Raw genomic sequence first — 25,544 nt, forward strand, 5'->3', positions numbered from 1 at the left:
ACCCCCGGCCCGGAGGGCCACAGGAGAGAACGTGTCGGCCATTCCCGAATACAGCTCCTCGTCCATGGACGAGGACCCGGCCCCGGACGAAGCGGTCCTCGACCAGGTCGCGCAGAAGGTGCTGTGGCTCGCGACCTCCATGGTGCACCACGCGAACCGGGTCAGGGCGAACCCGAGCGGCATCAAGGTCGGCGGCCACCAGGCGTCGTCGGCGTCCATGGTGAGCCTGATGACGGCCCTGTGGTTCGACGGGCTCACGGCGGAGGACCGGGTCTCGGTGAAGCCCCATGCCTCACCCGTCCTGCACGCGATCAACTACCTGCTGGGGCGCCTGGACGTCAGCTATCTGTCACGCCTGCGCGAGTACGGCGGGCTGCAGCCGTACCCGTCCCGCACCAAAGACCCGGACCACCCCGACTACTCCACCGGCAGCGTCGGCATCGGCGCCACCGCGCCCGTCTGGGGCGCGATCGCGAGGCGCTACCTCTCCGCCCGCCTCGGCACCGAGGCCGGTGGCCGCCAGATCTCGCTGCTCGGCGACGCCGAGCTGGACGAGGGCGCGATCTGGGAGTGTGTGGCCGACCCCATGGTCGCCCATCTGGGAGAGGTCCTCTGGGTCGTGGACCTCAACCGTCAGTCGCTCGACCGGGTCGTGCCGGACATCGCCATCGGACGGTGGTCCGGCATGTTCGCCGCCGCAGGCTGGGACGTCGTCGAGGTGAAGTACGGCCGTCAGCTGCACCGCATGTTCACCCGGGCCGGCGGGCAGGCCCTGCGCCGCCGCATCGACGAGATGAGCAACGAGGAGTACCAGTGGCTTCTGCGCACCCCGGCCCAGGACCTGCGCGAACGGCTCATCGGCGGTGGCCCGGACGCCCGTGCGCTGCGACGGGTGCTGCGCGACAGCGATGACGCCGAGCTCGCGGCACTGATCCGTGATCTCGGCGGGCACGACATGGCGGAGCTGTCGCGGGCCTTCGCCACGGCCGACCCCTCCCGCCCCACGGTCGTGTTCGCGTACACGATCAAGGGCTGGAACCTGCCGATCGAGGGCCACCCGGGCAACCACTCGGCGCTGCTGTCCGACGGCCAGTACCGGCAGCTCGCCGAGCGGATCGGCGGTGATCCGCAGGACCCGTGGCGGCCCTTCGAGGCGGGCTCCGCCGCCGGGCGGCTCTGTGCCCAGGTCGCCGACCGTCTGCGGCGCGGGGAGCCGCTCCGCAGCGAGCCGCCGGCGATGCCCACCGAGCTCGGCCGGCGCTACCGGGGGCGTCAGTCGACGCAGGCGACGCTGGGACGCGTCCTCGGCGACCTCGCCAGGGACGCGCCGGATGTGGCGGCGCGTGTGGTGACGGTCTCCCCCGACGTCGCGAGTTCCACCAACGCGGGCGGCTGGATCAACCGCGTCGGCGTGTGGTCACCGCGCGAACGCCACGACTGGTTCGCGGAGGACGGCGACCGCCTCATCCGGTGGCGTGAGTCGCCCCGCAGCCAGCACATCGAGCTGGGCATCGCCGAGGTCAACCTGATGGGCCTGCTCGGCGAACTCGGCGCCACCTGGTTGACCGTGGGCGAGCCGCTTCTCCCGATCGGCACGATCTACGACCCGTTCGTGGGGCGCGCGCTGGAGCCGTGGTCGTTCGGCACGTACGCCGGCGGGCGGTCCATCCTGGTCGGCACCCCGTCGGGGGTGACGCTGGCCGCGGAGGGCGGCGCGCACCAGAGCGTCGTCACCCCGACGGTCGGCCTGCAGCAGCCCGGCGTCACCACCTACGAACCGGCCTTCGCCGTCGAGGCCGAATGGTGCCTGCTGCACGCGCTCTCCCGGCTCGGCCGGGCCGACGGCGAGTCGGCCTACCTGCGCCTCACCACGCGGCCGATCGACCAGGAACTGGCCGCCGTGCCGGCCGACGCCTTCGGCCGGGAACGGCGCCGGCGTGCCGTGCTGAACGGCGGATACCGCCTGCGGGCCGTGCCCGGGGTCCCCGACGTCACCCTCGCCGCCGCCGGCGCCCTGGTGCCGGAGGCGATCGAGGCGGCCGAGCGGCTGGAGGAGGCCGGCGTCGCCTGCGACGTGGTCGTCGTCACCTCCTACGACCTGTTGTGGCGGGCCATGTCGGCGGGCCCGTCCGGCGACGGGACCTGGATCGTGGAGGAGGTCTTCCCGGCCTCCCGCCGTTCGCCGCTTGTCACGGTGCTGGACGGGCACCCGCACACCCTCGCCTTCCTCGGCGCGTTCACCGGGAGCCCGGTGTCCTGCCTGGGCGTTTCGAGCTTCGGCCAGGGCGGCTCACTGGAGGACGTCTACCGCAGCCACCGGATCGACGCGCCGTCCATCGAGGAGGCCGCCCTGAGCCTGCTCCGCCGCACCTCGTGACAGACCGCGCACCCCGGAAGGTCCGGGGTGCGCGCACGGCCATGGACACCGACCTGCCTGTATGCCCGATCAGCCCTTGGAAGCCCACAGGTTGATGTTCCAGGGGCTGTCGCTGTCCACCTTCAGTGCCGCAGTCGCCACGACACGCTTGATCATTTTCATGAGCATTTCCTTCCGAAAAGCTGTTGTCACACGGATCATCCGGACGCGCGCGGACTCGCGGTCCGTCCCGAAGCGGGGCGCCGGCCGGAGCTCGGCTCCTTGGTCGTGGCACGTCGGGCTCCGGCCGGGCAGGAAGCACCCTGCTGCAGGTTGAGCCGGTCATGGATCAGGCCCACGTACAGGCAGCCTTCCGCCGCGTTGGGCTCGACGATTCCCCCTTCGTGCCATTCGTTCCACGCGTAGACGCTGACGAAGTTGTCCACGGCCGACAGGTGGGTGGAGCCGGCGATGTCGGTGCGGACCCGGTCCAGGGCCTGGCCGAACCGTTCGGGGGTCTGGTCGGTGTAGAAGCGGATCGCCGCACGGTCGGGGATGAGGTGCGGGTAACGCGGGCGCTCGTCGAATCCGGCCGCCGCGCACCGCATGAACTGCGGCGGAGTCCTGCCGAGGTATCCGGGCAGCCCGGCCACGTAGTCGGCGTAGCTCTTGACCTGGTCGATGGTCACACCGCAGTAGGCGCCGTCGGCGCCCCACCTGGCGGGGGCGCTCGGATCGAGCATCGCCTCCCAGTAGCCGAGCACCAGCACGTCCTCGTTCAGCATGAGCTTCGCCTGCTTGCGCACGGCGTCCGCGAACGCGCGCGTGTCGGCGTCGTCGCCCTGGCCGAGGCCGCGCCGGTCGCACAGCCCGAGGATCAGGCGGCCGTCGTTGGCGCGCAGGTAGTGGGGCTGGCTGAAGAACCTGGAGGCGAACCTTTTGGCGACGGTCGTGTAGTCGGCCTCGGGTATGTGCAGACCACCCCAGGGGTGCGCGCAGACGGTGATCGCGAAGTCGATGTCGTGACGGTTGCGGGCCTGGGCGAACGCCGCCAGCGACGCCTCGAACACCTCCGGCGAGGCCTGCCGGGCGCTGTCCCAGTACCAATAGAACTGGAAGAAGTCGAGACCGGCGGCGGTGGCCTGGCTGATGTGCCGTTCGAGTGTCGCCGGGCGGGAGTCATCGTAGAAGCCGATCTGGGGCCGCAACCGGGAGAAGTCGCCCTCCCAGCCCTGGGTGTCGCGTGGCACCTGCGGGGCGTCGGCGCCGGAGAAGTCCCGCACGCCTCCCCACCAGTCGCCCTCCCGGCCGAAGACGCGCTTCGTGGCGGCGATGACGTCCTTCGACCCAGGGTTGAAGGTGCCGAAGTAGATCGCGCCGGCGCGGATCCATTCCGGGTGGGCCCAGCCCAGCGGCCCGTCGACGTGGTAGCCCTCGGCGGCGAGTTCCCGCGTACGGTCCTCGAACGCCACCCGCCACTCACCGGAGCGGCTGAAGCGCATCAGCCGCCGCGTGCCGGGAGCCTGCTGCTTGGCCAGGTGTCCGGCGATCCCTTCATGGACGAACCGCCCCCCGGCCACCAGGCTGTCTCGTTCCTCCGCCGAGGGCGTCAGCAGGTACGCCGATCCGGCGCGCAGCCGGAAGACGGGTTGCGAGCCGGTGAACGCCGAGGTCCGCCAGTAGCCGATCTGGCCCGGGGCGCGGACGAACCCATGCTGGTGCACCGCCGCGTTCGCCTCGCTGACCGAGAGCGTGTACAGCCGTCCCTTGCCGCCCGGCGCCAGCAGTTCCATCATCGGCACGGGATCACGCACCTCGGCCGCGGCGGCGGAGGTGAGAGTCCGCGCGCCGGGCTCGCGGTCGGCGCCGCCGACCGCCGGACCGGGCGCGAGCAGGCACAAGCCGAACGTCACGGCCAGTGCCGCTTTCCACAGATGTCGCATCACACTGCGTTCTCTCGTCGTCACGGGGGATCACCGGGGCCGGTGAGGCGGAGAGGCCCAGGCGCATCCGGCGTGACCGCGCCTGTCGCGCCGTCCCTGCCGTGTCGATCGCCTGACAGCACTGCACCACGGGAAGGTATCGGGCGGGACGGGCCTGGGATGGCCGGATGTTCGGCTTGTGCCGCCACTGGCGGAAACGGCATGCCGTTTGGCGGATCCCGGTCGGCCTGATCCGGTTCGACGGCATCACGGGGCGTCATCCATGGCCGCGCGCAGGCGGCGTGCGCCGTCGGCCAGCTCGGTGAGGTTCGCGGCGGCGGCGAAGTTCAGCCTGACGAAGTCGCCCGGCGCTTCTGCGGCGAAGAAATCCTGGCCGGAGTCGATCGCCACGTGGTGACGCCGGGCCGCTTCTGCGGCGTCGCCCAGGCGGCCGGTCCGCGCCCACAGGTGCAGGCCCCCCGCGGGGATCTGCGCCACCTGCCAGTCCGGGAGGTGCTCGGCGAGCGCAGCGGCCAAGGCGGCGCAGCGCTCCCGCAGCGCCGCCGCCAGCGCGCGCAGGTGCCGGTCCCACGCGGGCGAGCTGACCAGTTCGATCGCGGCCTCCTGCAGGGGCCGGGCGATGAAGAAGTCGTCGACCAGCCGCATGGCGCGCAGTCTGGCCATCACCGGGCCGCGGGCCACCAGCGCGCCGATGCGCAGGCTCGGCGAGGACGCCTTGGTGAGCGAGGTCGCGTACACCACGACGCCGTCCCGGTCGTCGCTGACCAGAGGGGGCGGCAAGGGGCGGCCATGGCCGAGCAGGCGGGCGAAGTCGTCCTCCAGGACGAAGGCGCCGACGGCCCGTGCCACGTCGACCACCTGACGGCGGCGCTCGGCCGCCAGGACGGTCCCGGTGGGATTGTGGAAGACCGGCTGGCAGTACAGCAGGCGGGCCCCGGTCATGGCGAAGGCCTCCGCCAGCGACTCCGGGCGGACGCCGTCGGCGTCCAGTGGCACCGGCACGGGACGCAGGCCGGCGGCGCGGGCCGCGGACAGTGCCCCGGGGTAGGTGGGCGACTCCACCAGGACGCGATCGCCCGGCGCGGCGATGGCGCGGAACGCCGTCGACAGCGCGCCCTGGCCGCCTCCGGTGATCAGGACGTCGTCGGGGTCCACGCCGGCGGTCCTGGCGAAGACGGCCCGCAGGGCGGCGAGTCCTTCGGCCGGGGCCCGGTCCCAGGCGTCGGGGCGGCGTGAGGCTCTGGCCAGTGCCGCGGCCAGCGCCCTGGCCGGCTGGAGTGACCGGTGCAGGTATCCGCCGGACATGGTGATGGAGCCGGGCGGCGGCGGGCCGATCATCTGGCTCACCCGGGCGGTGTCGACGTTGCGGTCTCCCAGGGCCAGCGCCTGCCAGGAGGTGTCCCCGGGCGCGGGGCCGCGTCCGGGCCGCCGTCCGGCGACGAAGGTGCCGCTGCCCGGCCGGGTCACCACCAGGCCCTCCGCGGCCAGGAGGGCGTACGCGCGGGTCACGGTCACCGGGCTGACGCCATGGCGGTGTACCAGCTCGCGGGCACTGGGGAGCCGGGCACCCGACGAGAGGCCCGCGATCTCCGCACGGAGGCTGGCCACGAGCTGCTGAGTAGTGTTACTCTCGTGCATGTTGGATAAGAGTAACGTTTTCGAGTTCACCGCGGAAACACTTCAGGCCCTCCGGGCCGACGCCCCCGCCTCCGCATCGGTCATCCACTTCAACAACGCGGGCTGCGGCCTCCTCCCCCGGCCCGTACTCGAGACGATGATCGATCACCTGCGGCTGGAAGCGGAGATCGGCGGCTACGAGGCCTCCGCCGCCCGCGCCGAGCAGGTGCGCGACTTCTACGTCTCCATCGCCGAGCTCATCGGATGCCGCCCGGAGAACGTCGCCTTCGCCGGCAGCGCCACCCACGCCTACAGCAAGGCGCTCTCCGCCATCCCCTTCGAACCCGGCGACGTCATCCTGACCACCCGCAACGACTTCATCTCCAACCAGATCGCCTTCCTCGCCCTGCGCAAGCGCTTCGGCGTGGAGATCGTGCACGCCCCCGACCTGCCCGACGGCGGCGGCGTGGACGTGGCGGCCATGGCGGCCCTCATGCGCGCCAGGCGTCCACGCCTGGTCGCCGCCACCCACGTGCCGACCAACTCGGGCCTGGTCCAGCCGATCGCCGAGATCGGCCGCCACTGCCGCGAACTCGGCCTGCTCTACCTCGTCGACGCCTGCCAGTCGATCGGCCAGTACCCGATCGACGTCGAGGAGATCGGCTGCGACCTGCTCACCTCCACCTGCCGCAAGTTCCTGCGCGGCCCGCGCGGATCGGGCTTCCTGTACGTCTCCGACCGGGTGCTCGCCGAAGGCTACGAGCCGCTGTTCATCGACATGTACGGCGCCCGCTGGGTGGCCGGCGACCAGTACGAGCCGGTGGAGTCCGCGGCCCGCTTCGAGGAGTGGGAGTTCCCCTACTCCACCCTGCTGGGCTGCGCGGCGGCGGCCCGTTACGCGCTGAGCATCGGTCTGGAGCCCATCTCCCGGCGCACCCCGGCGCTGGCGGCCCGCCTGCGCGACCAGCTGGCCGCCATCCCCGGCGTCCGGGTGCTGGACCGCGGCGCGCAACTGGCCGCCCTGGTCACCTTCGACGTCGAAGGCTGGGACCCTCAGCGGTTCAAGTCGGCCGTCGACGCCCGGGGCGTCAATTCCGCGTTGAGCTTCCGCGAGTTCGCCCAGTACGACTTCGCCGACAAGGACGTGGAGTGGGCGCTGCGGCTGTCGCCGCACTACTACAACACCGAAGCCGAGGTCGACACGGTGGCGGGGACGATCGCCGAACTGGCGAAGTCCGCCCCGCGGTGACGGTGACTCCGCGGCGCGACCGCGCCTCGCCACCCCGTACCGGCGCCTCACCCGTGGCCGGCCACGGTGTGCTGATGAGCCGTCCCCCAGGGTGATTGGCGGGAAAGCGGCGGTGGATGGCGGTCCCGGCGCTGGAGCCTGCCGCCTGGACAGTGCCACGCTGGCCACGAGTGTGTTCACTGACGAAGGGATTTCTCATGAAGCGTGTCATCGCGACGGTGGCGACCGTTCTGGCGGTGGGCGGCGGAGTGGCTCTGGCTTCCGCCGGCGCCGCCGCGGCCGACGACACCGGCAGTGTGCGGATCACCCAGACGACGGACAACCGGGACATGTAGACCATATTTCCCCGAAGGGCGAGCGGCTCGTCGTACGCTCGGCGACGATGCCAGGGGCGGACGTAGCCAGGTCCTTGAGCGCGCCGGGCCGGGGTCGCCGGATGGTCCTGTCACCGGGACCGAGGCGGCCTCGGCCCGGCCGCGTTCCTGCCTGGACGAGGCCGGGGTGACGAGCCAGGAGCGCGGCCCCGATCCACTCGCCGAGGTCCGGGCGAGCTTTCGGGGACCGTACGCAGCCACGGGGAGGCTCCATGACCTTGCGGGAATTCCTGCTCGCGTATCGACGGCGGACGGGGATCACCCAGCGGGAGCTCGCGGCCCGGGCCGGCATCAGCGTGCGACTGCTCCGCGACCTGGAGCATGGCGTCGCCCTCCGCCCGAACAGCCGCTCCAAGGCCACGCTCGCCGATGCGGTCGGCCTGTCGGTCGCCGAGCTCGACCTGCTCCAGCGGAACGCGCCGGCAGCCGCCCGGCCCCCGCTCCTGCGCGTCGACGTGCTGGGGCCGCTGACCATCCGCGTGCGCGGGAACGCGGTCGACCTGGCGTCTCCCTCCCAGCGCCGCCTTCTCGGGCTGCTCACGCTGCGCGCCGGCCACGTCGTCACGCACACGGAGATCGTCGACTTCCTGTGGGACGCCGACATCCCCGCCTCCTACCTCAACCTCGTGCACGGTCACGTGTCGCGGCTGCGGCGCTTCCTCGGCGACGCCGGGGCGGGCGCGGGCCTGATCGCCCGGACGGGAGCGGGCTACCGGCTGACCCTGGCAGCCGATCAGAGCGACGCGCTGGAGTTCACCGGCCTGCTGGAGCGGGCCGCGGCTCATCGCGCCGCGGCCAGCCCTGATGCCGCGCGTCAGGCGTATGAGCAGGCGCTGTCGCTCTGGCGGGGGCAGCCGCTGGCCGACCTTCCCGCCCACACCTTCCAGCACCCCACGGTGGTCGCCCTGGCCCGGCAGCGGCTGACGGCGGTGCTGGAGTACGCCGACCTCGCGCTGGACACCGGGCACGCCGGGGCCGCGCTGGAGCGGCTCCACGAGGTGGCGCACACCGAACCCCTGCACGAGGGGCTGAACGCGCGGATCCTGCTCGCCCTCGCCGCGTCCGGGCAGCGGGCGGCCGCGATCCGGCGCTACGACGACCTGCGCGACCGGCTCCAGGCCGAGCTGGGCATCGACCCGGGCCCGGAGCTGCGGGACGCCCGCGCCCGCGTCCTGCGCCAGGACGGCCCCCGCGACGGCCCCCGCGACGACCCCCGGGACGGCTTTCGGGACGGCTTTCGGGACGGCTTTCGGGACAACCCCCGGGCCCCCTCCACCGCGCCGCCGGCCGCCGTCCCCGCCGCCGTCCCCGCCCAGCTGCCCCCGGACCTCGCCGCGTTCACCGGCCGTGGGGAGCAGCTCGGCGCGCTGGACGCGTACCTGCCGGCCGCGGACGCGCAGCCGGCGGCGGCCAGGGTGTCGGTGATCAGCGGCACCGCCGGAGTGGGCAAGACGTCGCTGGCCGTGCACTGGGCCCACCGGGTGCGGCACCGCTTCCCCGACGGGCAGCTCTACTACAACCTGCGCGGCTACTCCGCGCACACCGCCAAGACCGCCGCGGACGCCCTGACCGGCTTCCTGCTCGCCCTCGGGGTCGCGCCGGCGTCCGTGCCGCTCGACGTGGACGCCCGCAGCGCGCTGTTCCGATCGCTCACGGCCGAGCGGCGGCTGCTGATCGTGCTGGACGACGTGATCAGCCCCGAAGAGGTCCGTCCCGTCATCCCGGCCAGCGGCGGCAGCGCGGTCGTCGCCACCAGCCGCAACGACCTGTCGGGGCTACGGGTCCACGACGACGCGCTCATCGTGGAGCTGGACGTTCTCAGCATGCGGGAGGCCGTGACCCTGCTGACCAGGACGCTCGCTCCGCGCGCCGACGACACGCTCGCGCCGCTGTTCGAGCAGCTCGCCGAGCTCTGCGCGCGGCTGCCGCTGGCGCTGCGGATCGCGGCGGCCAACATCAGCCGCGGAACCCACGCGACGGTGCGGGACTACGTCACGGCCCTGCGCGAGGGCGACCGGCTGGCCGAGCTGGCGGTCGACGGCACGGCCGACGCGGCCGTGGAGGCGGCCTTCGCCCTCTCCTACGCCGCGCTGCCTCCGTCCACGGCCCGCCTGTTCCGGCTGCTCGGCCTGCTCCCGGGCATCGACTTCAGCGTCGAGGCCGCCGCCGCGCTCACCGGCTCCACCGTACGGGAGATCCGGCGGGAGCTCGCCCGGCTGGCCACCGCGAACCTCGTCGACCGGGTCGAACCCGGCCGGTACCGCTTCCACGACCTGCTGCGCCTGTACGCCGCCGAGCGCGCCACCACGCTGGAAAGCCCGCGGCGCCTGACGGAGGCGAGGCAGCGCCTGTACGACTGGTACGTGCTGAGCGTACGGGCCGCCGTCGAGCAGAGTCACCCGCACTGGGGAAGGCTGCCCCTGGACTCCGGGCCGGAGGAGACGCGGGCGATGGAGTTCGCCGATCTCGCCGCGGCGGCGCACTGGCTGGACCGCGAGCACGGCAACCTGGTCGCCGCCGTCCACGCCGCGGCCCGTTCCGGGCCCAGACGGTCGGCGTGGCTGCTCGTCGACGCGATGCGCAGCCACTTCTGGGCGAGCGGGAACATGGCCGACTGGCTGTCCTGCGCCCGGGCGGCCGCGACGGCGGCCGAGGAGGAGGGCGAAGCGGCCGGACAGGCGGCGGCCCTGCTGGCCCTCGCCGACGCGCACGCCTTCCACCGGCGGCACGAGGCGCTCTCGCTGTACGAGCAGGCGTTCGATCTCGCTGTGAAGGGCGAATGGCGGGCCGGCGCCTCCTCCATCGTCAACAATCTCGGCGGCCACCAAGCCCGCTTCGGGAAGCTGCCTGACGCGGTCCGCACGCTGCGGCGCGGCATCGAGCTCGACGAGGAGGACGGCCGGACGGCCTGGCTCGGCGTCAAGCACGTCAATCTCGCGGCGACGTACGCCCAGCTCGGCCTGCTGGAGGACGCCCACAGCCACCTTCTCAAGGCCGTCGATCTCCACCCTGACCTCGACGGCATCATCGCGCTCAACCTCGGCGAGGTGTGCCACCTGCGCGGCAGCTTCGCCGAGGCGCTGCGCCACCTCGGGCAGGCGCGTGCCCGCAGCCTGTCGGCCAAGGCCCGGAGCGTGGAGCTGTCCTGCCTGGTCCAGCTGGCCGAGGTACGCGGCGAGCTCGGCCAACACGACATCGCGCTCGCTCTCGCGCAGGAGGCCCTGGACCGTAGCCGCGACCTCCACGACCGCTACACGCAGGCGCAGGCGCACAACGCGCTGGGCCGGTTGCAGCAGCTGACCGGACGCCCGGCCCGGGCCGCCGAGCATCACGAGCGCGCCGCCGACCTGGCCGGCGACCCGCACCCGATCGTCAGAGCCTTCGCCCTGGTCGGGCGGGCGGTCGCGGCCGGGGCCATGCGCGACCCCGGTGCGGCCGCCTTCGCCGGGCAGGCCCTCCGGATCGCCCGCGAACGATCGTTCCGCATCGTCGAGGGCCAGGCCCGCACCGCGCTCGCCGGCATCGCGCTGGCGGCCGGGGACCTCGCGGAGGCGGAGCGGGAGGCTCGGGCGGCCCTGGACGTCCACCGCCGGACGGGTCACCGCCTCGGTGAGGCGCGCGCGACCCGCGTGCTCGGCGACGTGCTCACCGGCGCGGACGGGGCCGCGTACCGGCGGGAGAGCGCGCGGCTGCGCCGCGAACTGGGTGTCACCCGCCGATCGACGCTCTGACCGCGCGCCGTCCAGGCCCGCCCTGGGCCCTAGTTTCCGGACCTGAACTGGTACAGCAGAGGACCGTTGAGCTCCCATCCCGGCTCGTTGACCAGGATGCTGTTCTTGTGCGCCTCGATGGCCAGGCGCCATCTGCCGTTGTTCGACAGCCGGTACACCTTCACCTCGCCACCCGCCGCGGCCGATCCCGGCGCGTAGCCGAGCACGCCTTCATAGGTGAAGTCGCCCGACTTCACCAGCGTGTCCCGCTCGCTGAGCGAGGCCGTCACGAGGTAGGACGCCTTCTTGGACCAGCGCAGCCGATACAGCGGCTTGCCACCCCGGAACGGCGCGGGAGAGATGAAGTGCAGCGGAGTCTGGGTGAGCGTCCAGCCGTGCTTGGTGACGGCGCTCTGCTTCTCCGACTCGCTGGCCGTGTAGAAGTAGCCCCCGTCCTTGGTGAGCAGTTCGTAGACCTTGACCCGCCGCTCGACGACGGCGGTCGCCGTGGCCTCCCCGGCGACCCCGGCGCGCACGTCGGCCGCGGCCGGCAGAGCGGCGCCGGCGACCGCCAGTGAGGAGCCGAGCACCAGAGCCAGTCCCAGGCCGGTGGCACGAGTCATCCGTCCGGATGAGAGGGTCATCTATCCGTCTTCCCTTCACGTGGTTACGTTGAGCCCGCCCGCCGGCGTCACGGCCCCGATGCGCCGCCGTCCCCGAGCGATGCGGACCGGCATCACCCTACGCATCGGCCGGATCTTGGAAGCCTCTCCGCCAAGGTCTGTCAGGATCACGACGTTCTCTGGCAGTGACAGCCTGATGGCGCAGGTCAGGGCGGCCGTTCCGAGACGACGGCGCCCGTGGGACGGCCTCCTGTGACCGCGGTCGCGGACGCATGGCCCCGCCCGGTCCGGGGCAGGGCAAGCCGCCGGAGGTGAGATCATGTCCCTGTTGCCCGCACCCGTCGCCCACCGGACCACCGTCGTCGACGGGATCGAGATTTTCTACCGCGAGGCCGGCCCGCCCGACGCGCCGGTGCTGCTGTTGCCGCACGGCTATCCGTGCTCCTCCTACGAGTTCCGCGACCTGATGGCGGCGCTGGGCGACCGCTGGCGCCTTCTCGCGCCCGACCTGCCCGGCTTCGGCTACAGCGCCACTCCCGAGGACTTCTCCTACACCTTCGCCGGCTACGCCGACTTCCTCGAACGGTTCGCCCACGTCATGGAGTTGTCCCGGTACGCGCTCTACCTGCACGACTACGGCTCCCAGTTCGGACTGCGGCTGGCGATGCGCGCCCCCGAGCGCGTGAGCGCCCTCATCATCCAGAACGGCGACATCTACGAGGACACGCTCGGACCCAAGTACGCCTGGCTGAAGGAGCACTGGGCGCACCCCACGCCGGAGGGCCGGGCCAAGGTGGTCGCGCACGTCTCGGAGGAGGGCTTCCGCGGCGAGTTCGTCGGCGAGCTGCCCCCGCGTCTGGCCGAGCGGGTGAGCCCGGATCTGTGGACCCTGCACTGGAAGCTGATGAACACCCCTGAGCGGCTCGCCAACGTCGTCAACCTGATCGAGGACCAGGCCTCGACGCTCGCGTGGTTCGCCGAGGAGCAGGCATACCTGCGCGAACACCGGCCCCCGACCCTGATCGTCTGGGGACCGCACGACGGCTACATGCCCGAGGAGTCGGCCAGGGCCTACCTGCGCGACCTCCCCGACGCGGAGCTGCACCTGCTCGACGCCGGTCACTGGGCGTTGGAGACCAGCCTGGACGAGATCGTGCCCCTCGTCCGCGACTTCCTCACACGCGTGCTCCCGCAGGAGACACGACACCCGTGAGGGCGGCCGCGGGCCGCTTCGCGTCAGGATCTGGCGTGGAAAGCACGCCGGTACTCGTGCGGGCCGACACCGTGACGTTTGGCGAAATGCAGGCGCAGAACCCCGCCGGAGCCGAAGCCCACCAGGTGAGCGATCTTCTCGACGGGCAGGTCCGTCGTCTCCAGCAGCCCTTCGGCGCGGTCGAGCCGCTGATCGCGAAGCCAGGCCTGCGGCGTGGTGCCGGTGGCCTCGCGGAAGCGGCGGGCGAAGGTGCGCGGGCTCATCAACGCCTGTCGCGCCAGGTCGTCGACCGACAGGGGTTGTTGCAGCCGGGTTCGCGCCCATTCCAGCAGATCTGTCACGCGGTCGCGGTCCACCGCCGCCCTGCTGGCGGTGTCGGTGTCCGATGCCGGAGCGACGTAGCGGACCTGCCCGTTCTCCCGGCGCGGCAAGGCCAGCACGTCGTGTGCGGCGGCGGTGAAGGCGGCCGTGCCGTGCTCGCGGCGCAGCAGGTGCAGGAACATGTCGAGGCCCGCCAGGCCGTCCGCGCCGGTGACGATGTCCCCTTCGTCGCAGTACAGAGCCGCCGGGTCCACCTTAACCCGCGGGTACCTGCGCGCCATCTTCTCGGCCAGGTCCCTGTCGGTGGCGGCCCGGCGGCCGTCCAGCAGACCGGTCCCGGCCAGCAGGAACGACCCGCTGCCGTACGCGGCGATGATCGTCCCGCGACGGTGGGCCTGCCGCAGGGCGTCGACCACCTGCGGCTTCAGCGGCACCAGCGGTTCGTCGGTGGGCAGCACGACGATCAGATCGGCCGCGGTCATGGCGGCCAGACCGTGGTGGCCCTCCATCAGCAGGCCCAGGTCGGTGCGCAGGCCGCGCTCGTCGTCGGAGCAGAAGGTGCAGGTGAAGGCGGGCGGGCCGGCGGCGGACCTGTCCGCGAACAGCCTGTTGACCAGGCCCAGGCCGAAGGAACTGACGCCGTGGGTGACGTAGGCGACCACGCACTGGAAGGGCGCCACGACGGGCAGGGAGGGACCCGCGTACGGGCCGGTCTCCTGATGACAATGACCGAAGCCAGACCACAGGACGGGTGTGGAGAGGGTCACCGATGGTTCCTTTCACAGGGAGCTGGTGGCGGACGGCGGGCACGCGAGGGCCCTCCCGCACGTTCGCCCGCTCACGTTAAGCAGGCCCTCTGGCGTCGCCCTGCACGATGTCTGCACCGCGTCGCTCCCGCCGGCCGCCCGGGGCGGCCCTATGACCTGCGGCTATGCCCGTCCACGGTGACCGCGGCGCCGAAAGTGGCGACAACCGGCAGAACCTGCCGTCATCGCGCGGCGGCCGCCGAGGCCGTCCGCTCATCCGGGAGGCGCTCCGGCATCCGGTGGGAGATCATCGGCGTCGGCGATACTGGGGGCGTGGAGTACGTGTCCAGAGTGCCGCGACCGCCGCTGGACGGACTGATCGACGACCTCTACTACCTGGAGGGCGCCCCGCCGTACGCCCTACTGACGCTGCCGCCGATGCCGTCGGCGCTGCTCATCGTCAACCTCGGGGCGCCGTTCCGCATCCGCGCCGGCGCCGACATCCAGACGGCCGAGTACGCCGACGGCTGCGTGGTCACCATGCCCACCCGCGCGCTGGAGTTCGGCTACCCGCTTCCGACCCGGTCCGTCGGCGCGCACGTCAAGCCGTGGGGGCTGGCGCCGTTCCTGCCGATGCCCGCGGCCGAGCTGTGTGACCGGCCGGTGACGATCGAGCAGATCTGGGGCCGTGCCGCCGTCGCCGAGCTGCGGGAGCGGCTGGCCGAGGCGGACGGGCCGCACGAGATGCTGACGCTGCTGGAGGAGGAGCTCATGCGACGGCTGAGCGAGACCGCCGGCCTCGGGCTGGTCCGCCGTACGAGCGGCGTCATCGCGGCGGCCGGCGGGGCGGTGGCGATCGGCGACCTGAGCGTGGCGGCCGGTGTCAGCAGCACGCATCTGGCCCAGCGGTTCAAGCAGCTCATCGGCGTCACGCCGAAGCGGCTGGCCCGTACCCACCGCTTCGCCGCCACGGTGTTCGCGATCGACCCCGCCGGGCCGATCGACTGGGGCGGGCTCGCCGGTGGCGCGGGCTACTTCGACCAGGCCCACTTCGGCCATGAGTTCCGGGCGTTCACCGGGCTCACGCCCACCCGGTACGTCGAGGTCCGGCGGCGGTTCCTGCGCGAGCATCCCGGTCACGCGCTGGACGCTGGCCGCTGCCGGCCGATTGATTTCTTACAAGAGCCGGAGGCTCACGGCACGCTACCTTGAGGGCCCCGAAGCAGAGGAGAGCCCCGTGGGCAAGGTGGTCATGTACAGCTCGGTGTCGGTGGACGGCTTCGTCGCGGACGAGAATGACCAGCCCGGGCCGCTGTTCGACTGGCTGTCCAGCGGTGACGTCCCGTTGGACGACAGCGGCGAGCTGAAGGTGTCGCAGGCGTCCTACGACTACACCCGGACGTACTGGGACCGGATCGGCGTCACGATCGTCGGCCGTCACGTCTTCGACCTGACGGACGGCTGGGACGGCGAGCCGCCGAGCGGCGTCGACCACGTGGTCGTCGTGACGCACCGGCCGGCGCCCGAGGGCTGGGACCCCGAGGCGCCGTTCCACTTCGTCGGCGGCGTCGAGGCAGCCGTGGCCAGGGCGCGCGAGCTCGCGGGTGAGCGGATCGTCGAGGTCGCCGCCGGCGACGTCGGCGGCCAGGTGCTCGCCGCCGGGCTGGTCGACGAGGTGCGCATGGACGTGGTGCCCGTCGTGTTCGGGTCCGGCAAGCGCTATTTCGGGTCGGTCTCCGCGCGGCACCTGCTGGAGGATCCTGACGTGGTGATCCAGGGCGACCAGGTCCTTCACCTGCGCTATCAGGTGCGCCGGTGACCCGGCGTCAGGCTTCCATCAGGGCCGCCGCCTCCTCGTCCGACAGCTCGTCGATCTCGGCCGCCAGCCTCTCCTCCACCGCCGCCGCCAGCCTGCGGACGGTACGGGTCAGGAAGAGGATGTTGAGCGGCAGCTCGATCTCCAGCTCCGAGCAGAGCCGGGCCACCACCCGGGTGCCGAGCATGGAGTGCCCGCCCAGGTCGAAGAAGTCCTCTTCGACGCCGAACCCGTCGCGGTGGAGCACCTCGCTCCAGATCTCGTGCACCAGTTCCTCGGCGGCGGTCCGCGGCGGGAGGGCTTCGGCGGCGGGCGCGGGGACGGGGGCGGGCAGGGCGGAGCGGTCGAGCTTGCCGTTGGGCAGCCTGGGGAAGGAGCCGACGGCCAGGTACAGGCTGGGGATCATGGTGGAGGGCAGCCGGTCCTGCAGGTAGGCCCGCAGTTCGGCCACGGGGGCGTGCTCGTCCACGTACGCCACCAGGGCGCGGCCGCCCGGCGCGTCGTCGCGGACGGCGGCGACGGCGCGGCTGACCCCCGGGTGCGCGGTCAGGGCGGCCTCGACCTCGCCGAGCTCCACGCGGACGCCGCGTACCTTCACCTGGTCGTCCACCCGGCCGACGAACTCCACGGCGCCGCCGGCCGAGCGCCGCACCAGGTCGCCGGTCCGGTAGAGGCGGGCGCCGGGCGGGCCGAACGGGTCGGGGACGAACCGCTGCGCGGTCAGGGACGGCCGCCGGTGGTAGCCGCGGGCCAGCCCGTCGCCGCCGAGCCACAGCTCTCCCACCACGCCGGGCGGCACCGGCTCCATGGCCTCGCTCAGCACGTGGACGGTGGTGTTGGCGACGGGGAGGCCGATCGGGACGCTCTGCTCCCCGGGCCGCGTCACGTGGGTGAGCGACCAGATGGTGGTCTCCGTCGGGCCGTACATGTTGTGCACCTCGCCGGCGACTTCCCGCAGCCGCCGGGCGAAGGCGGGGCCGAGCGGTTCGCCGCCGCTCAGCACCCGGGGCAGGCCGACCGGCAGCTCTTCGACGATCTCCTCCAGGACGGACGGCGGCGCCTGCACGGTGCGCACGTCCGCCTCGGCCAGGACCGGGCCCAGCTTGGCCTCGGGCGGCGCCACGACCACCGTGCCGCCGGACAGCAGCGGCCCGAACAGTTCGAGCGCGGCGATGTCGAAGGACATCGGGGTGAGCAGCAGCATCCGTTCGGCCGCGGTGAAGCCGAGGCTCGTGACCAGGTTGACCACGCCCCGGTGCGGCACCATGACGCCCTTGGGCACGCCGGTGGAGCCGGAGGTGTAGATGACGTAGGCCAGATGGCCGGGTGAGACCTCGGGCAGCGGCCGCTCGTCCGGCGGGCTCTGCGCCAGGTCGGTGAGCACGGGCACGCCGGGCAGCCGTCCGGCCAGTTCCGGCGTGGTCAGGGCGAGCGCGGCCTCCGAGTCCGCCAGCATGAAGCGCAGCCGTTCCACGGGGTAGCGCGGGTCGAGCGGCACGTAGCAGGCGCCCGCCTTGAGCACCGCGAGCAGCGCGATCACCAGGTCGCCGCCGGGCGGGAGGCAGACCGCCACCGGCGACTCCACCGCGACGCCGCGCGAGAGGAGCACCCGGGCCAGCGCCGCGGCCCGCTCGTCGAGCTCGCCGTAGGTGAGCGTGCGGCCTTCGTGCGGGACGACGACGGCGGCCGCGCCGGGCAGGGCCGCCGCGTGCCGGGCCACGAGCGCGTGCACCGGCACGCCGGGGTACGGCAGCCGCGGCCCGTGCCCGGAGGTCACCGCCTCCCGCCGCCTTCCCTCGGGCATCAGCGGCAGCCGCGACAGCGGCAGTGCGGGATCGGCGGTGGCGGCGCCGAGCAGGGCGAGGAACCCTTCGGCCAGCCGGTCGATCGTGGCCGGGTCGTACAGGTCGGTGGCGTACTCCAGCCAGGCGCTCAGGTCGCCGTCGGCGTTCTGGATCTCCAGCGTGAGGTCGGTCTTGGTGGTGCCGGTGCCGATCTGGCCGCGCACGTCGTACGGCAGCTGGTTGAAGGCCACCTGGTAGAGCGGGGTGCGGGAGGGGTCGCGCGGCGGGTTCAGCTCGCTGACGATGCGGGCGAACGGCACGTCCTGGTGGTCGAGCGCGTCCACGACGGTGGTGCGGACCCGTTCCAGCGCCTCGGCGAAGGACGGGTCGCCGCTCAGGTCGGCGCGCAGCGGCAGCGTGTTGACGAACATGCCGATGAGCGGGCTCAGCTCGGGCTGGTCGCGGCCGGCGACGGGCGAGCCGATCACCACGTCGCTCTGCCCGCTCCAGCGGGCGAGCAGCGCGGCGAACGCGGTGAGCAGCACCATGAAGGAGGTGCTGCCGGTGCGCCTGGCCAGCTCGCTCACCCGCGCGGTCAGCTCGGCCGGGACGGTGAAGGGGTGGTTGGCGCCCGCGTAGCCGAACTCGGCCGGCCGCGGCCGGTCGGTGGGCAGCTCCAGCGGCGCCGCCCCGGCCAGGCGTTCGCGCCAGTAGGCCAGGGACGCCTCGAAGCCCTGCTCGCGCTGCCAGACGGCGTAGTCGGCGTACTGCACGGCCAGTTCGGCGAACCGGGGCGGCCGGTTCTCCCGCAGCGCGTGGTACGCCTCGGCGAGGTCCTCGGTGAAGATCCGCATCGACCAGGCGTCGAAGACGGCGTGGTGGGCGACGAGCACCAGCCGCCACTGCCCGCCGCCGAGCCGCACCAGCCGGGTCCGCCACAGCGGCGCCTGGTCGAGGGCGAACAGCTCGGCGGCGTCGGCCGCCGCCAGCGCGGCCAGGTCCGCGGCGCGGTCCTGCTCGGGGCGGCCGGACAGGTCGGTGTGGGCCAGCCGCACCGACGCCTCGGGGGCGATCAGCTGCATGACCGCGTCGCCGCGCGGCTCCAGCCGGGTACGCAGCGGCTCGTGCCGTTCGGCCACCAGCCGCAGCGCCCGCTCCACCAGGCCGGGCTCGACCGCGCCGAGCCGTTCCAGCCGGGAGACGCCGGCGATGTTGTAGAGCGGCACGCCGGGCAGCAGCCTGGTGAGGAACCAGACGCGTTCCTGCGCGTAGGAGGCGGCGAAGGCGTCTTCGGTCAAAGGCATGCGCGTATCTCCCGGGTGATCGGCTCCAGCGCGCTGACCTCGCCGATCGTGGCCAGCCAGTGCCACTGGTCCAGGGCGTGGTAGAGCCGGTAGAACGCCAGCCGCTCGTCCCGGTCGCCGGGCAGGTCCCCGTACCCCTCGAACAGGGCGCGGCGGCGCAGCGGGTCGTCGCGGACGGCGAAGTAGTCGGTGCGGGCCAGGTCCATCAGCGGGTCGCCGCCGAGCGCGTTCTCGACGTCGATGAGGCCGGTCAGCTCCCATCGGCCGTCGCGCCGGGCGACCATGACGTTGCGTTCGTGGAAGTCGTGGTGCAGCAGCACGGGCGTGGCGCAGCGGGCCAGCAGGTGGCGGTCGGCGCTCAGGCGGGCCAGGAGCGCCGCGTGCAGGCCGGGGTCGCCGCCGAACTCGGCGAAGTGGGCGGCCTTGAGCTCGAACTGGCCGCCGACGTAGGCGTCGTTGGTGGGCTCCGTCACGCCGTCGATCGGGCCGAAGGCGGGCGCCGTCACGCTGTGCACGGTGCGCAGCAGGCGGCCCATGTCGCGGTAGAGCCGCTCGACGGTGTCGCGGTCCAGGCCGGCGGAGACCTGGGAGAGCGGCCGGCCCGGCACCTTGGTCATGACCAGGTACGCCTGGGGCAGGTCACGGCGGGAGTCGTCGGCCAGGACCACGGCGGGCGCCGCCGCGCCGGTCCGCGCGAGCAGGTCGTAGACCTGACGCTCCTTGCGCATGCGTTCGGTGAACAGCCCCGGGTACAGCTTGACGATCAGCTCCCGGTCGGCGGTCCTGACCTCGTAGACGGCGCTGATCTCGCCGCCGGTGCGCAGCAGCACCTTCTCCACCGGCTCCCCGAGCAGCTCGCCCGCCTTGGCCGCGCTGAGCGGCATGGTGAGCGCCTTGGCGAAGGCCGGGGCGCTCCAGGCGAGGCTGACGACGTTGCCCGCCCGTTCCCGCAGCGCCCGCGCGCCGACCAGGTCGTCGGGGTCGGCCTCCGGCACCGCCTCGTCGAACCCGGCCAGCACCGGGATCCGCATGGCCACCAGCGCGAGCACCGCGATGCCGAGCCCCAGCAGCACGTACATGAACGCGATGCCGCGGCCCTGGCCCACGCCGATCACCGCGCCGACGGTGCCGGCCAGCGCGCCGCCGGGCATCAGCAGCGGCTCCAGCAGGCGTTCGCCGAGCGGGGCGACCACGGCCATGCCGACCGGCAGCGTCGACCAGGAGATCATCTGGTTGAACGCCATCACCCGGCCGTGGAACCGCTGCGGCACCTTCACGTGGATGATCGTCATGAAGACGCCGTTGACCACCGACAGGCTGCACCACAGCCCGAACGCGCCCAGGCCCACGACCAGCGGCGAGGCGTACATCCCGGTGACGACGGCGAACAGGCTGAGCACCAGGGTGCCCAGCAGCACGGCGCGCATCCGGCGGCGGCGCGGCCCGCCCCACAGCGCGACGATGACGCCGCCGAGGGTGGCGCCCAGGCCGCCGATGAACGAGATGCGGCCGGCGGTGTCCAGGTCGGCGAACGACAGCACCAGCGGCGAGATCGACATCAGCACCGCCGCCAGCATGACGTTCAGCACCGCGAAGTAGAGCAGCGCGGACCGCAGGTGGCGGTTGCCCAGCGACATGCGGAACCCGCCGGCGAGCTCGGCGGCCAGCGTCTCGCGCCGCTCCAGCGCCATCGTGGCGGGGAAGCGGATGAGCGCCAGCGCGGCCAGCACCACGCCGAAGCTGATCACGTCGATCACCAGGATGCCGCCGAGCCCGATCCCGGCCAGCAGCGCGACGGCCAGCAGCGGGGCGACGAACTGCGAGGTGCCGGCGAGCAGTTGCACCACCCCGGCCGCGTGCCCCAGGTACTGCTTGGGCACCAGTTGCGGCAGCGCCGCGGTGTAGGCCAGCCGCTGGAAGACCAGGGTGATCGACAGCAGGGCGACCAGCGGGTAGATGTGCCAGGTGGCCAGCGTGCCGGTCCACAGCAGCACGCCGAAGACGAGCTGCACGGCGCCGGCCGCGCAGTTGCCCAGCGCCATCATGGCCCTCTTGCCGTGCCGGTCGACGAGCGCGCCGATCAGCGGGGCGGCCAGCACGCCTGGCATGATCGCCAGGGCGACGAGCAGGGCGAAGTTCAGCAGGGAGCCGGTGGTGGTGTAGACCCAGATCGGGATGGCGAAGTCGGTGACCGCGGTGCCGACCATGGACAGGAGCTGGAACGCCGAGACGGCCAGGAAGCGGCGCATGCCGGGCTCGGGCGCCCGCTTGCGCGGCGGCGGATCGTCCTGTCCGCCCCGGGTCGAGGTCTTCTCCACCCACCACCCGGCGGCGGGGCCGCGGGCCTGGCGGCTCAGCTCGTCGGCCGCGCCGTACTCCAGGGCGATGTGCGTGTTGGTGAGGACCTGCGCCAGGTCGTCGGCGCGGTATTTGAGGTAGTAGTGGCCGGCCTCGTCCAGGACGACCAGCGCCGTGGTCTCGGACAGGAAGTGCCACTCGCGGTAGCGCTCGCGGTAGTAGTCGGTGGCCGGATCCTGCTCCCCCACGACGGCGATGACCGGGGCGCGCAGCGGCCGGGCCTGCTGCGACAGCATGCGGGTGAAGGCCTCCTCCGCGATCAGCGTGTCCCGCCGCTGGTTGCGGACCATGAACTTGACCTGCTCCTCGTCCAGGCCGGAGATGTCGTTGCCCATGGCCTTCATGCGGTTCTCGTAGGAGCGGTCACCCCGCAGCCGGTCGGTGCGCAGCAGCCTGCCCAGCGGGCCGGCGATCCGCCCTTCCGGGCGGGCGAACGGGAAGATCGCCCCGATGTAGACGGCGACCGGTTCGCGGCCTCGCGCCTCCAGCCGCCGGGCGACCTCGGCGGTGACGGCGCCGCCGATGCCGCAGTGGCCGTACAGGGCGATGGGGCCTTCGATGCCGTCGACAATCTCCTGCACGGCCCGCTCGATGACCTCCTCCAGCGGCATCACCGGCTCGTCGGGGCGGCCGGGGTCGTGGCCGGGGAAGGCCATGGAGTACAGCGCGCACTCCTCGGGCAGCGCGTCGGCCAGCGGCTGGTAGACCAGGGCGCTGCCGCCGCCGTACGGGAAGCAGACCAGGGTGAGGGCGGGGGTGGCGCGCGAGCGGGTCAGGCGGTGCAGCAGCTCGCGCGGCCTGTCCTCGGCCGGCGCCGGCCCTTCGATGAGCTGGGCCAGGCCCCGCACGGTGGGGTGCTGGAACAGGTCCATGACGCCCACCGAGCGGCCTTCGGCCGGGGCCAGCAGCTTGCGGATCCTGGCCACCACCTGGATGGCGACCAGCGAGTGCCCGCCGAGGTCGAAGAAGTCGTCGTCGGCCCGGATGCCGGGCACGCCCAGCAGCTCGCTCCAGATCTGCGCCACGGCGATCTCGGCGGGCGTGCCGGGCAGGGCTCCGCCGCCGCTCGACCGGGTGGGGGCCGGCAGCGCGGACCGGTCGACCTTGCCGTTGGGGCTGAGGGGCAGCGCGTCCATCCGCACGTACGCGGTGGGCACCATGTGGTCGGGCAGCAGCTCCTTGAGCCGGGCGCGCAGCCCGGCCGGGTCGGCCTCGGTGACGACGTAGGCCACCAGGCCGTCGGCGTCGGCCACGACCAGCGCCTCGCGCATGCCGGGCTGCTCGCGCAGCACGGCCTCGACCTCGCCCGGCTCGACCCGCTGGCCACGGATCTTGATCTGGTCGTCGGCCCTGCCGAGGAACTCCACGGCGCCGTCGCGGTCCGTCCTGGCCAGGTCGCCGGTGCGGTAGAGCCGCGAGCCCGCGGGCCCGTACGGGTCGGGCAGGAAGCGTTCGGCGGTCAGGGCGGGCCGGTCGTGGTAGCCGATGGCGACCTGGACGCCGCCGATGTACAGCTCGCCGGTCACGCCGGGCGGCACCGGGCGCAGCCGCGCGTCGAGCACGTGGATGCGGGTGTTCTGCACCGGGTGGCCGATCGGTATCCGGCTCTCGCCGGGCGAGCAGCGCCAGGCGGTCACGTCGACGGCGGCCTCGGTCGGCCCGTAGAGGTTGTGCAGCTCCACCTCCGGCAGCCGCTCGAAGAACCGGGCGGCGACGGCGACCGGCAGCTCCTCCCCGCTGCAGATCACCCTTTTGAGCGACCCGCAGCGCTCGACGTCCTCCTCCTCCAGGAAGGCGGCGAGCATCGACGGCACGAAGTGCATGGTCGTCACGCCGGAGGAGACGATCAGGTCGCGCAGGTAGGCGGTGTCGCGGTGGCCGCCGGGCGCGGCGACGACCAGGCGGGCGCCGGTGATGATCGGCCAGAAGAACTCCCAGACCGACACGTCGAACCCGGCGGGCGTCTTCTGCATCACCGCGTCGGCGCCGGTCAGGCCGAAGCGGCGCTGCATCCAGTCCAGGCGGTTGACGATGGCGGCGTGGGAGTTCGGCACGCCCTTGGGGCGGCCGGTCGAGCCGGAGGTGTAGATCATGTAGGCGGGGCAGGCGGGGGTCAGCGGCGTGTCCGGCAGATCCTCGCGCTCGCGTACGGTCTCCTCCGGCAGCAGGATCGCCGCTCGCGCGTCCCGCAGCATGAAGTCCAGGCGTTCGCGCGGGTAGTCGGGGTCGAGCGGCACGTAGGCGGCGCCGGCCCGGACCACCGCCAGCAGGCTCACGACCAGGTCGAGCGAGCGTTCCATGGCGACGGCGACCCTGACGCCCGGCCGCGCGCCCAGCTCGCGTAATCGCCTGGCCAGCTCGCCGGAGCGCCGCTCCAGCTCGGCGTAGCTGAGCCGGAGCCCGCCGAACTCCAGGGCGACCGCGTCGGGGGTGCGGGCGGCCTGCTCCTCGAACAGCTCTCCCAGCGTCCGGTCCGCCGGGTACGGCACGCTCGGCCCGGCCGCGAGGGCCAGCACGTGCTCGCGCTCCGGCCCGGTCAGCAGCTCCAGGTCCGACACCCGCAGGTCCGGGTCGGCGAGCGCGGCCCGCAGCAGCGTCCCGAACCGGTCGCCGAGCTCCTCGACCGTGTCCCTGGCCAGCAGGTCGCGGTTGTAGACGAACAGCCCGTCGAGCCCGCCGCCGCGCTCGGTCAGGAACAGCTCCAGCTCGAAGGGGGCGGCCCCGGCCGTCAGCGGGTACGGCTCCACCGTCAGGCCCGGCCAGGCGGCGCTGTCCTCGTCGTAGCTGCGCAGCGCCAGCGCCACCTGGAACACCGCGGTGCGTGAGACGTCGCGGGCCAGGCCGAGCTCGCCGACGAGCTGCTCGAAGGGCAGCCGCTGGTGCGCGAAGGCGTCCAGCGTGCTCCGCCTGACCCGGGCGAGCAGCTCGGCGAAGGTGGGATCGTCCTCCAGGTCGGCGCGCATGGCCAGCATGTTGACGAACATGCCGATGAGGGGTTCGAGCTCGCTGCGCGGGCGTCCGCCCACCGGCGTGCCGATCGCGAAGTCGGACTGACCGCTGTGCCGGGCCAGCAGCACCTGGTAGACGGCGAGCACCACCATGAACAGCGTCGCGTCGTGCTCGCGGGCCAGCCGGTGGGCGGCGGCCAGCTCGTCGGCGCCGAGCCGGAAGGTGTGGGAGTCGCCCGCGAAGGTGGCCACCGCGCCGCGCCTGCCGTGCAGGGGCAGCTCGATGGGCGGCACCCCGGCCAGCCGTTCGCGCCAGTAGGCCAGATCCGCCTCCTCCGCCGGGCGGCCGCGCTGCCACACGGCGAAGTCCGCGTACTGCAGGGCGAGCTCGGGCGGCTCCTCCCCCGCGTACAGGGCGCGCAGCTCCCCGGCCAGGATCTCCAGCGACCAGCCGTCGCCGGCGATGTGGTGCAGGGCCACCAGCAGGACGTGGTCGTCGCCGGCCAGCCGCACCAGCAGGGCCCGCACGGGAGGCCCGGCGGCCAGGTCGAAGGGCCGGGCCAGCTCGGCGCTCAGCAGCTCACGGGCCGCCGCCTCGTCCGGGGCGCTCACGCCGCGCAGCTCCACCTGCCCGGCGTCGTCCACCACGACGCGCGGGCGGCCGTCGGCGTCGGCGGGGAAGCGGGTACGCAGGATCTCGTGCCGGGCCACGACCGCCTCCAGGGCCCGGCGCAGCCGTGCCGGGTCGAGGTCCCCGCGCAGGCGCACCACGAAGGGGATGGTGTAGGCGGCGGTCCCGGGAGCGAACTGCTCCATGAACCACAGCCCCTCCTGGGCGTGGGTCAGGGGGATGTCCGCGCCGGCGGGACGGCGTGGGATCGCGGCCGGCTTGCCGTTCGACCTGCGGCGAAGGCGTTGTTCCAGCAGAGCTCGTTTGGTGTCAGAGAGGTGAGCTCCGCCTGAGGCCGGCTCCGTCGTGGTCGTCAACTACCGCTCCACTTTCCCGTGCTGAACGTCACAATAACGGGATTTGCTCACACCCGTGCCCGCGCGGTCAAGCGCGCGCGTGCGACCGCGCAAAAAGACGTGGATCAAGCGTGCATTCGGCCACTGACCTGCCCGGGCCGCTGTCACACCCTGAGGCAACGGCGTTCCGTTCGGTGACGCCGATCGACGAAAAGG

The 25,544-nt window shown here is 73.1% G+C and carries 13 protein-coding genes; 7 read left to right on the forward strand and 6 right to left on the reverse strand.

Features of this window, described 5'->3' with window-relative positions; genetic code table 11:
• Positions 1-31 precede the first annotated feature (31 nt).
• Positions 32-2,377: a transketolase-like TK C-terminal-containing protein gene (locus OUY22_RS11370; RefSeq protein ID WP_270154829.1), complete on the forward strand. Its 2,346-nt coding sequence runs from the start codon at positions 32-34 to the stop codon at positions 2,375-2,377.
• 197 nt (positions 2,378-2,574) lie between these two features.
• On the opposite strand, the gene OUY22_RS11375 is transcribed toward OUY22_RS11370, so the two are convergent.
• Both OUY22_RS11375 and OUY22_RS11380 read right to left on the reverse strand, forming a co-directional pair.
• Positions 2,575-4,299 carry a glycoside hydrolase family 99-like domain-containing protein gene (locus tag OUY22_RS11375; protein ID WP_270154849.1) on the reverse strand — a complete coding sequence of 575 codons (1,725 nt, stop codon included), beginning with the start codon at positions 4,297-4,299 and terminating at the stop codon, positions 2,575-2,577.
• Between the two features lie 246 nt (positions 4,300-4,545).
• Complete coding sequence (locus OUY22_RS11380) at positions 4,546-5,937, reverse strand: aminotransferase-like domain-containing protein (RefSeq protein ID WP_270154830.1); 1,392 nt, start codon at positions 5,935-5,937, stop codon at positions 4,546-4,548.
• On the opposite strand from OUY22_RS11380, the gene OUY22_RS11385 reads away from it, so the two are divergent.
• From OUY22_RS11385 to OUY22_RS11395, 3 genes are all read left to right on the forward strand, one after another.
• Positions 5,936-7,165: an aminotransferase class V-fold PLP-dependent enzyme gene (locus OUY22_RS11385; protein WP_270154831.1), complete on the forward strand. Its 1,230-nt coding sequence runs from the start codon at positions 5,936-5,938 to the stop codon at positions 7,163-7,165. The genes OUY22_RS11380 and OUY22_RS11385 overlap by 2 nt on opposite strands.
• 197 nt (positions 7,166-7,362) lie before the next feature.
• Positions 7,363-7,500, forward strand: coding sequence for a hypothetical protein (locus OUY22_RS11390; protein ID WP_270154832.1), 138 nt, complete (start codon positions 7,363-7,365; stop codon positions 7,498-7,500).
• A gap of 251 nt (positions 7,501-7,751) precedes the next feature.
• Positions 7,752-11,270 carry a BTAD domain-containing putative transcriptional regulator gene (locus tag OUY22_RS11395; RefSeq protein ID WP_270154833.1) on the forward strand — a complete coding sequence of 1,173 codons (3,519 nt, stop codon included), beginning with the start codon at positions 7,752-7,754 and terminating at the stop codon, positions 11,268-11,270.
• 29 nt (positions 11,271-11,299) lie between these two features.
• On the opposite strand, the gene OUY22_RS11400 is transcribed toward OUY22_RS11395, so the two are convergent.
• Positions 11,300-11,872, reverse strand: a complete 573-nt coding sequence (locus tag OUY22_RS11400) for a hypothetical protein (protein WP_270154834.1) — start codon at positions 11,870-11,872, stop codon at positions 11,300-11,302.
• A 319-nt stretch (positions 11,873-12,191) separates the two neighbouring features.
• On the opposite strand from OUY22_RS11400, the gene OUY22_RS11405 reads away from it, so the two are divergent.
• Positions 12,192-13,085 carry an alpha/beta fold hydrolase gene (locus tag OUY22_RS11405; protein ID WP_270154835.1) on the forward strand — a complete coding sequence of 298 codons (894 nt, stop codon included), beginning with the start codon at positions 12,192-12,194 and terminating at the stop codon, positions 13,083-13,085.
• Between the two features lie 23 nt (positions 13,086-13,108).
• Here the strand turns inward: OUY22_RS11405 and OUY22_RS11410 are convergent, their stop codons facing one another.
• Positions 13,109-14,086 carry a GlxA family transcriptional regulator gene (locus tag OUY22_RS11410; protein ID WP_270154836.1) on the reverse strand — a complete coding sequence of 326 codons (978 nt, stop codon included), beginning with the start codon at positions 14,084-14,086 and terminating at the stop codon, positions 13,109-13,111.
• 399 nt (positions 14,087-14,485) lie between these two features.
• Here OUY22_RS11410 and OUY22_RS11415 point away from each other — a divergent pair, with 399 nt between their 5' ends.
• Positions 14,486-15,364 carry a helix-turn-helix domain-containing protein gene (locus OUY22_RS11415; protein ID WP_270154837.1) on the forward strand — a complete coding sequence of 293 codons (879 nt, stop codon included), beginning with the start codon at positions 14,486-14,488 and terminating at the stop codon, positions 15,362-15,364.
• A 25-nt stretch (positions 15,365-15,389) separates the two neighbouring features.
• Complete coding sequence (locus OUY22_RS11420; protein WP_270154838.1) at positions 15,390-15,971, forward strand: dihydrofolate reductase family protein; 582 nt, start codon at positions 15,390-15,392, stop codon at positions 15,969-15,971.
• A gap of 7 nt (positions 15,972-15,978) precedes the next feature.
• On the opposite strand, the gene OUY22_RS11425 is transcribed toward OUY22_RS11420, so the two are convergent.
• Positions 15,979-19,056, reverse strand: coding sequence for a non-ribosomal peptide synthetase (locus OUY22_RS11425; RefSeq protein WP_270154839.1), 3,078 nt, complete (start codon positions 19,054-19,056; stop codon positions 15,979-15,981).
• Entirely contained in the window at positions 19,047-25,178 is a 6,132-nt protein-coding gene (locus tag OUY22_RS11430) for a non-ribosomal peptide synthetase (RefSeq protein WP_270154840.1), read from the reverse strand. Before OUY22_RS11430 ends, OUY22_RS11425 begins: the two co-directional genes overlap by 10 nt.
• Positions 25,179-25,544 lie beyond the last annotated feature (366 nt).

Origin of the sequence: Nonomuraea corallina (assembly GCF_027620315.1) — a bacterium.
In the GTDB taxonomy this organism is placed as follows: Bacteria; Actinomycetota; Actinomycetes; order Streptosporangiales; family Streptosporangiaceae; genus Nonomuraea; species Nonomuraea corallina.

Coding starts and splice junctions, on each gene's coding strand:
- OUY22_RS11375 (WP_270154849.1), bottom strand. CDS start 4,299: ATGCGACATCTGTGGAAAGCGGCACTGGCCGTGACGTTCGGCTTGTGC.
- OUY22_RS11385 (WP_270154831.1), top strand. CDS start 5,936: ATGTTGGATAAGAGTAACGTTTTCGAGTTCACCGCGGAAACACTTCAG.
- OUY22_RS11380 (WP_270154830.1), bottom strand. CDS start 5,937: ATGCACGAGAGTAACACTACTCAGCAGCTCGTGGCCAGCCTCCGTGCG.
- OUY22_RS11390 (WP_270154832.1), top strand. CDS start 7,363: ATGAAGCGTGTCATCGCGACGGTGGCGACCGTTCTGGCGGTGGGCGGC.
- OUY22_RS11395 (WP_270154833.1), top strand. CDS start 7,752: ATGACCTTGCGGGAATTCCTGCTCGCGTATCGACGGCGGACGGGGATC.
- OUY22_RS11400 (WP_270154834.1), bottom strand. CDS start 11,872: ATGACTCGTGCCACCGGCCTGGGACTGGCTCTGGTGCTCGGCTCCTCA.
- OUY22_RS11405 (WP_270154835.1), top strand. CDS start 12,192: ATGTCCCTGTTGCCCGCACCCGTCGCCCACCGGACCACCGTCGTCGAC.
- OUY22_RS11425 (WP_270154839.1), bottom strand. CDS start 19,056: ATGCCTTTGACCGAAGACGCCTTCGCCGCCTCCTACGCGCAGGAACGC.
- OUY22_RS11430 (WP_270154840.1), bottom strand. CDS start 25,178: ATGGAGCAGTTCGCTCCCGGGACCGCCGCCTACACCATCCCCTTCGTG.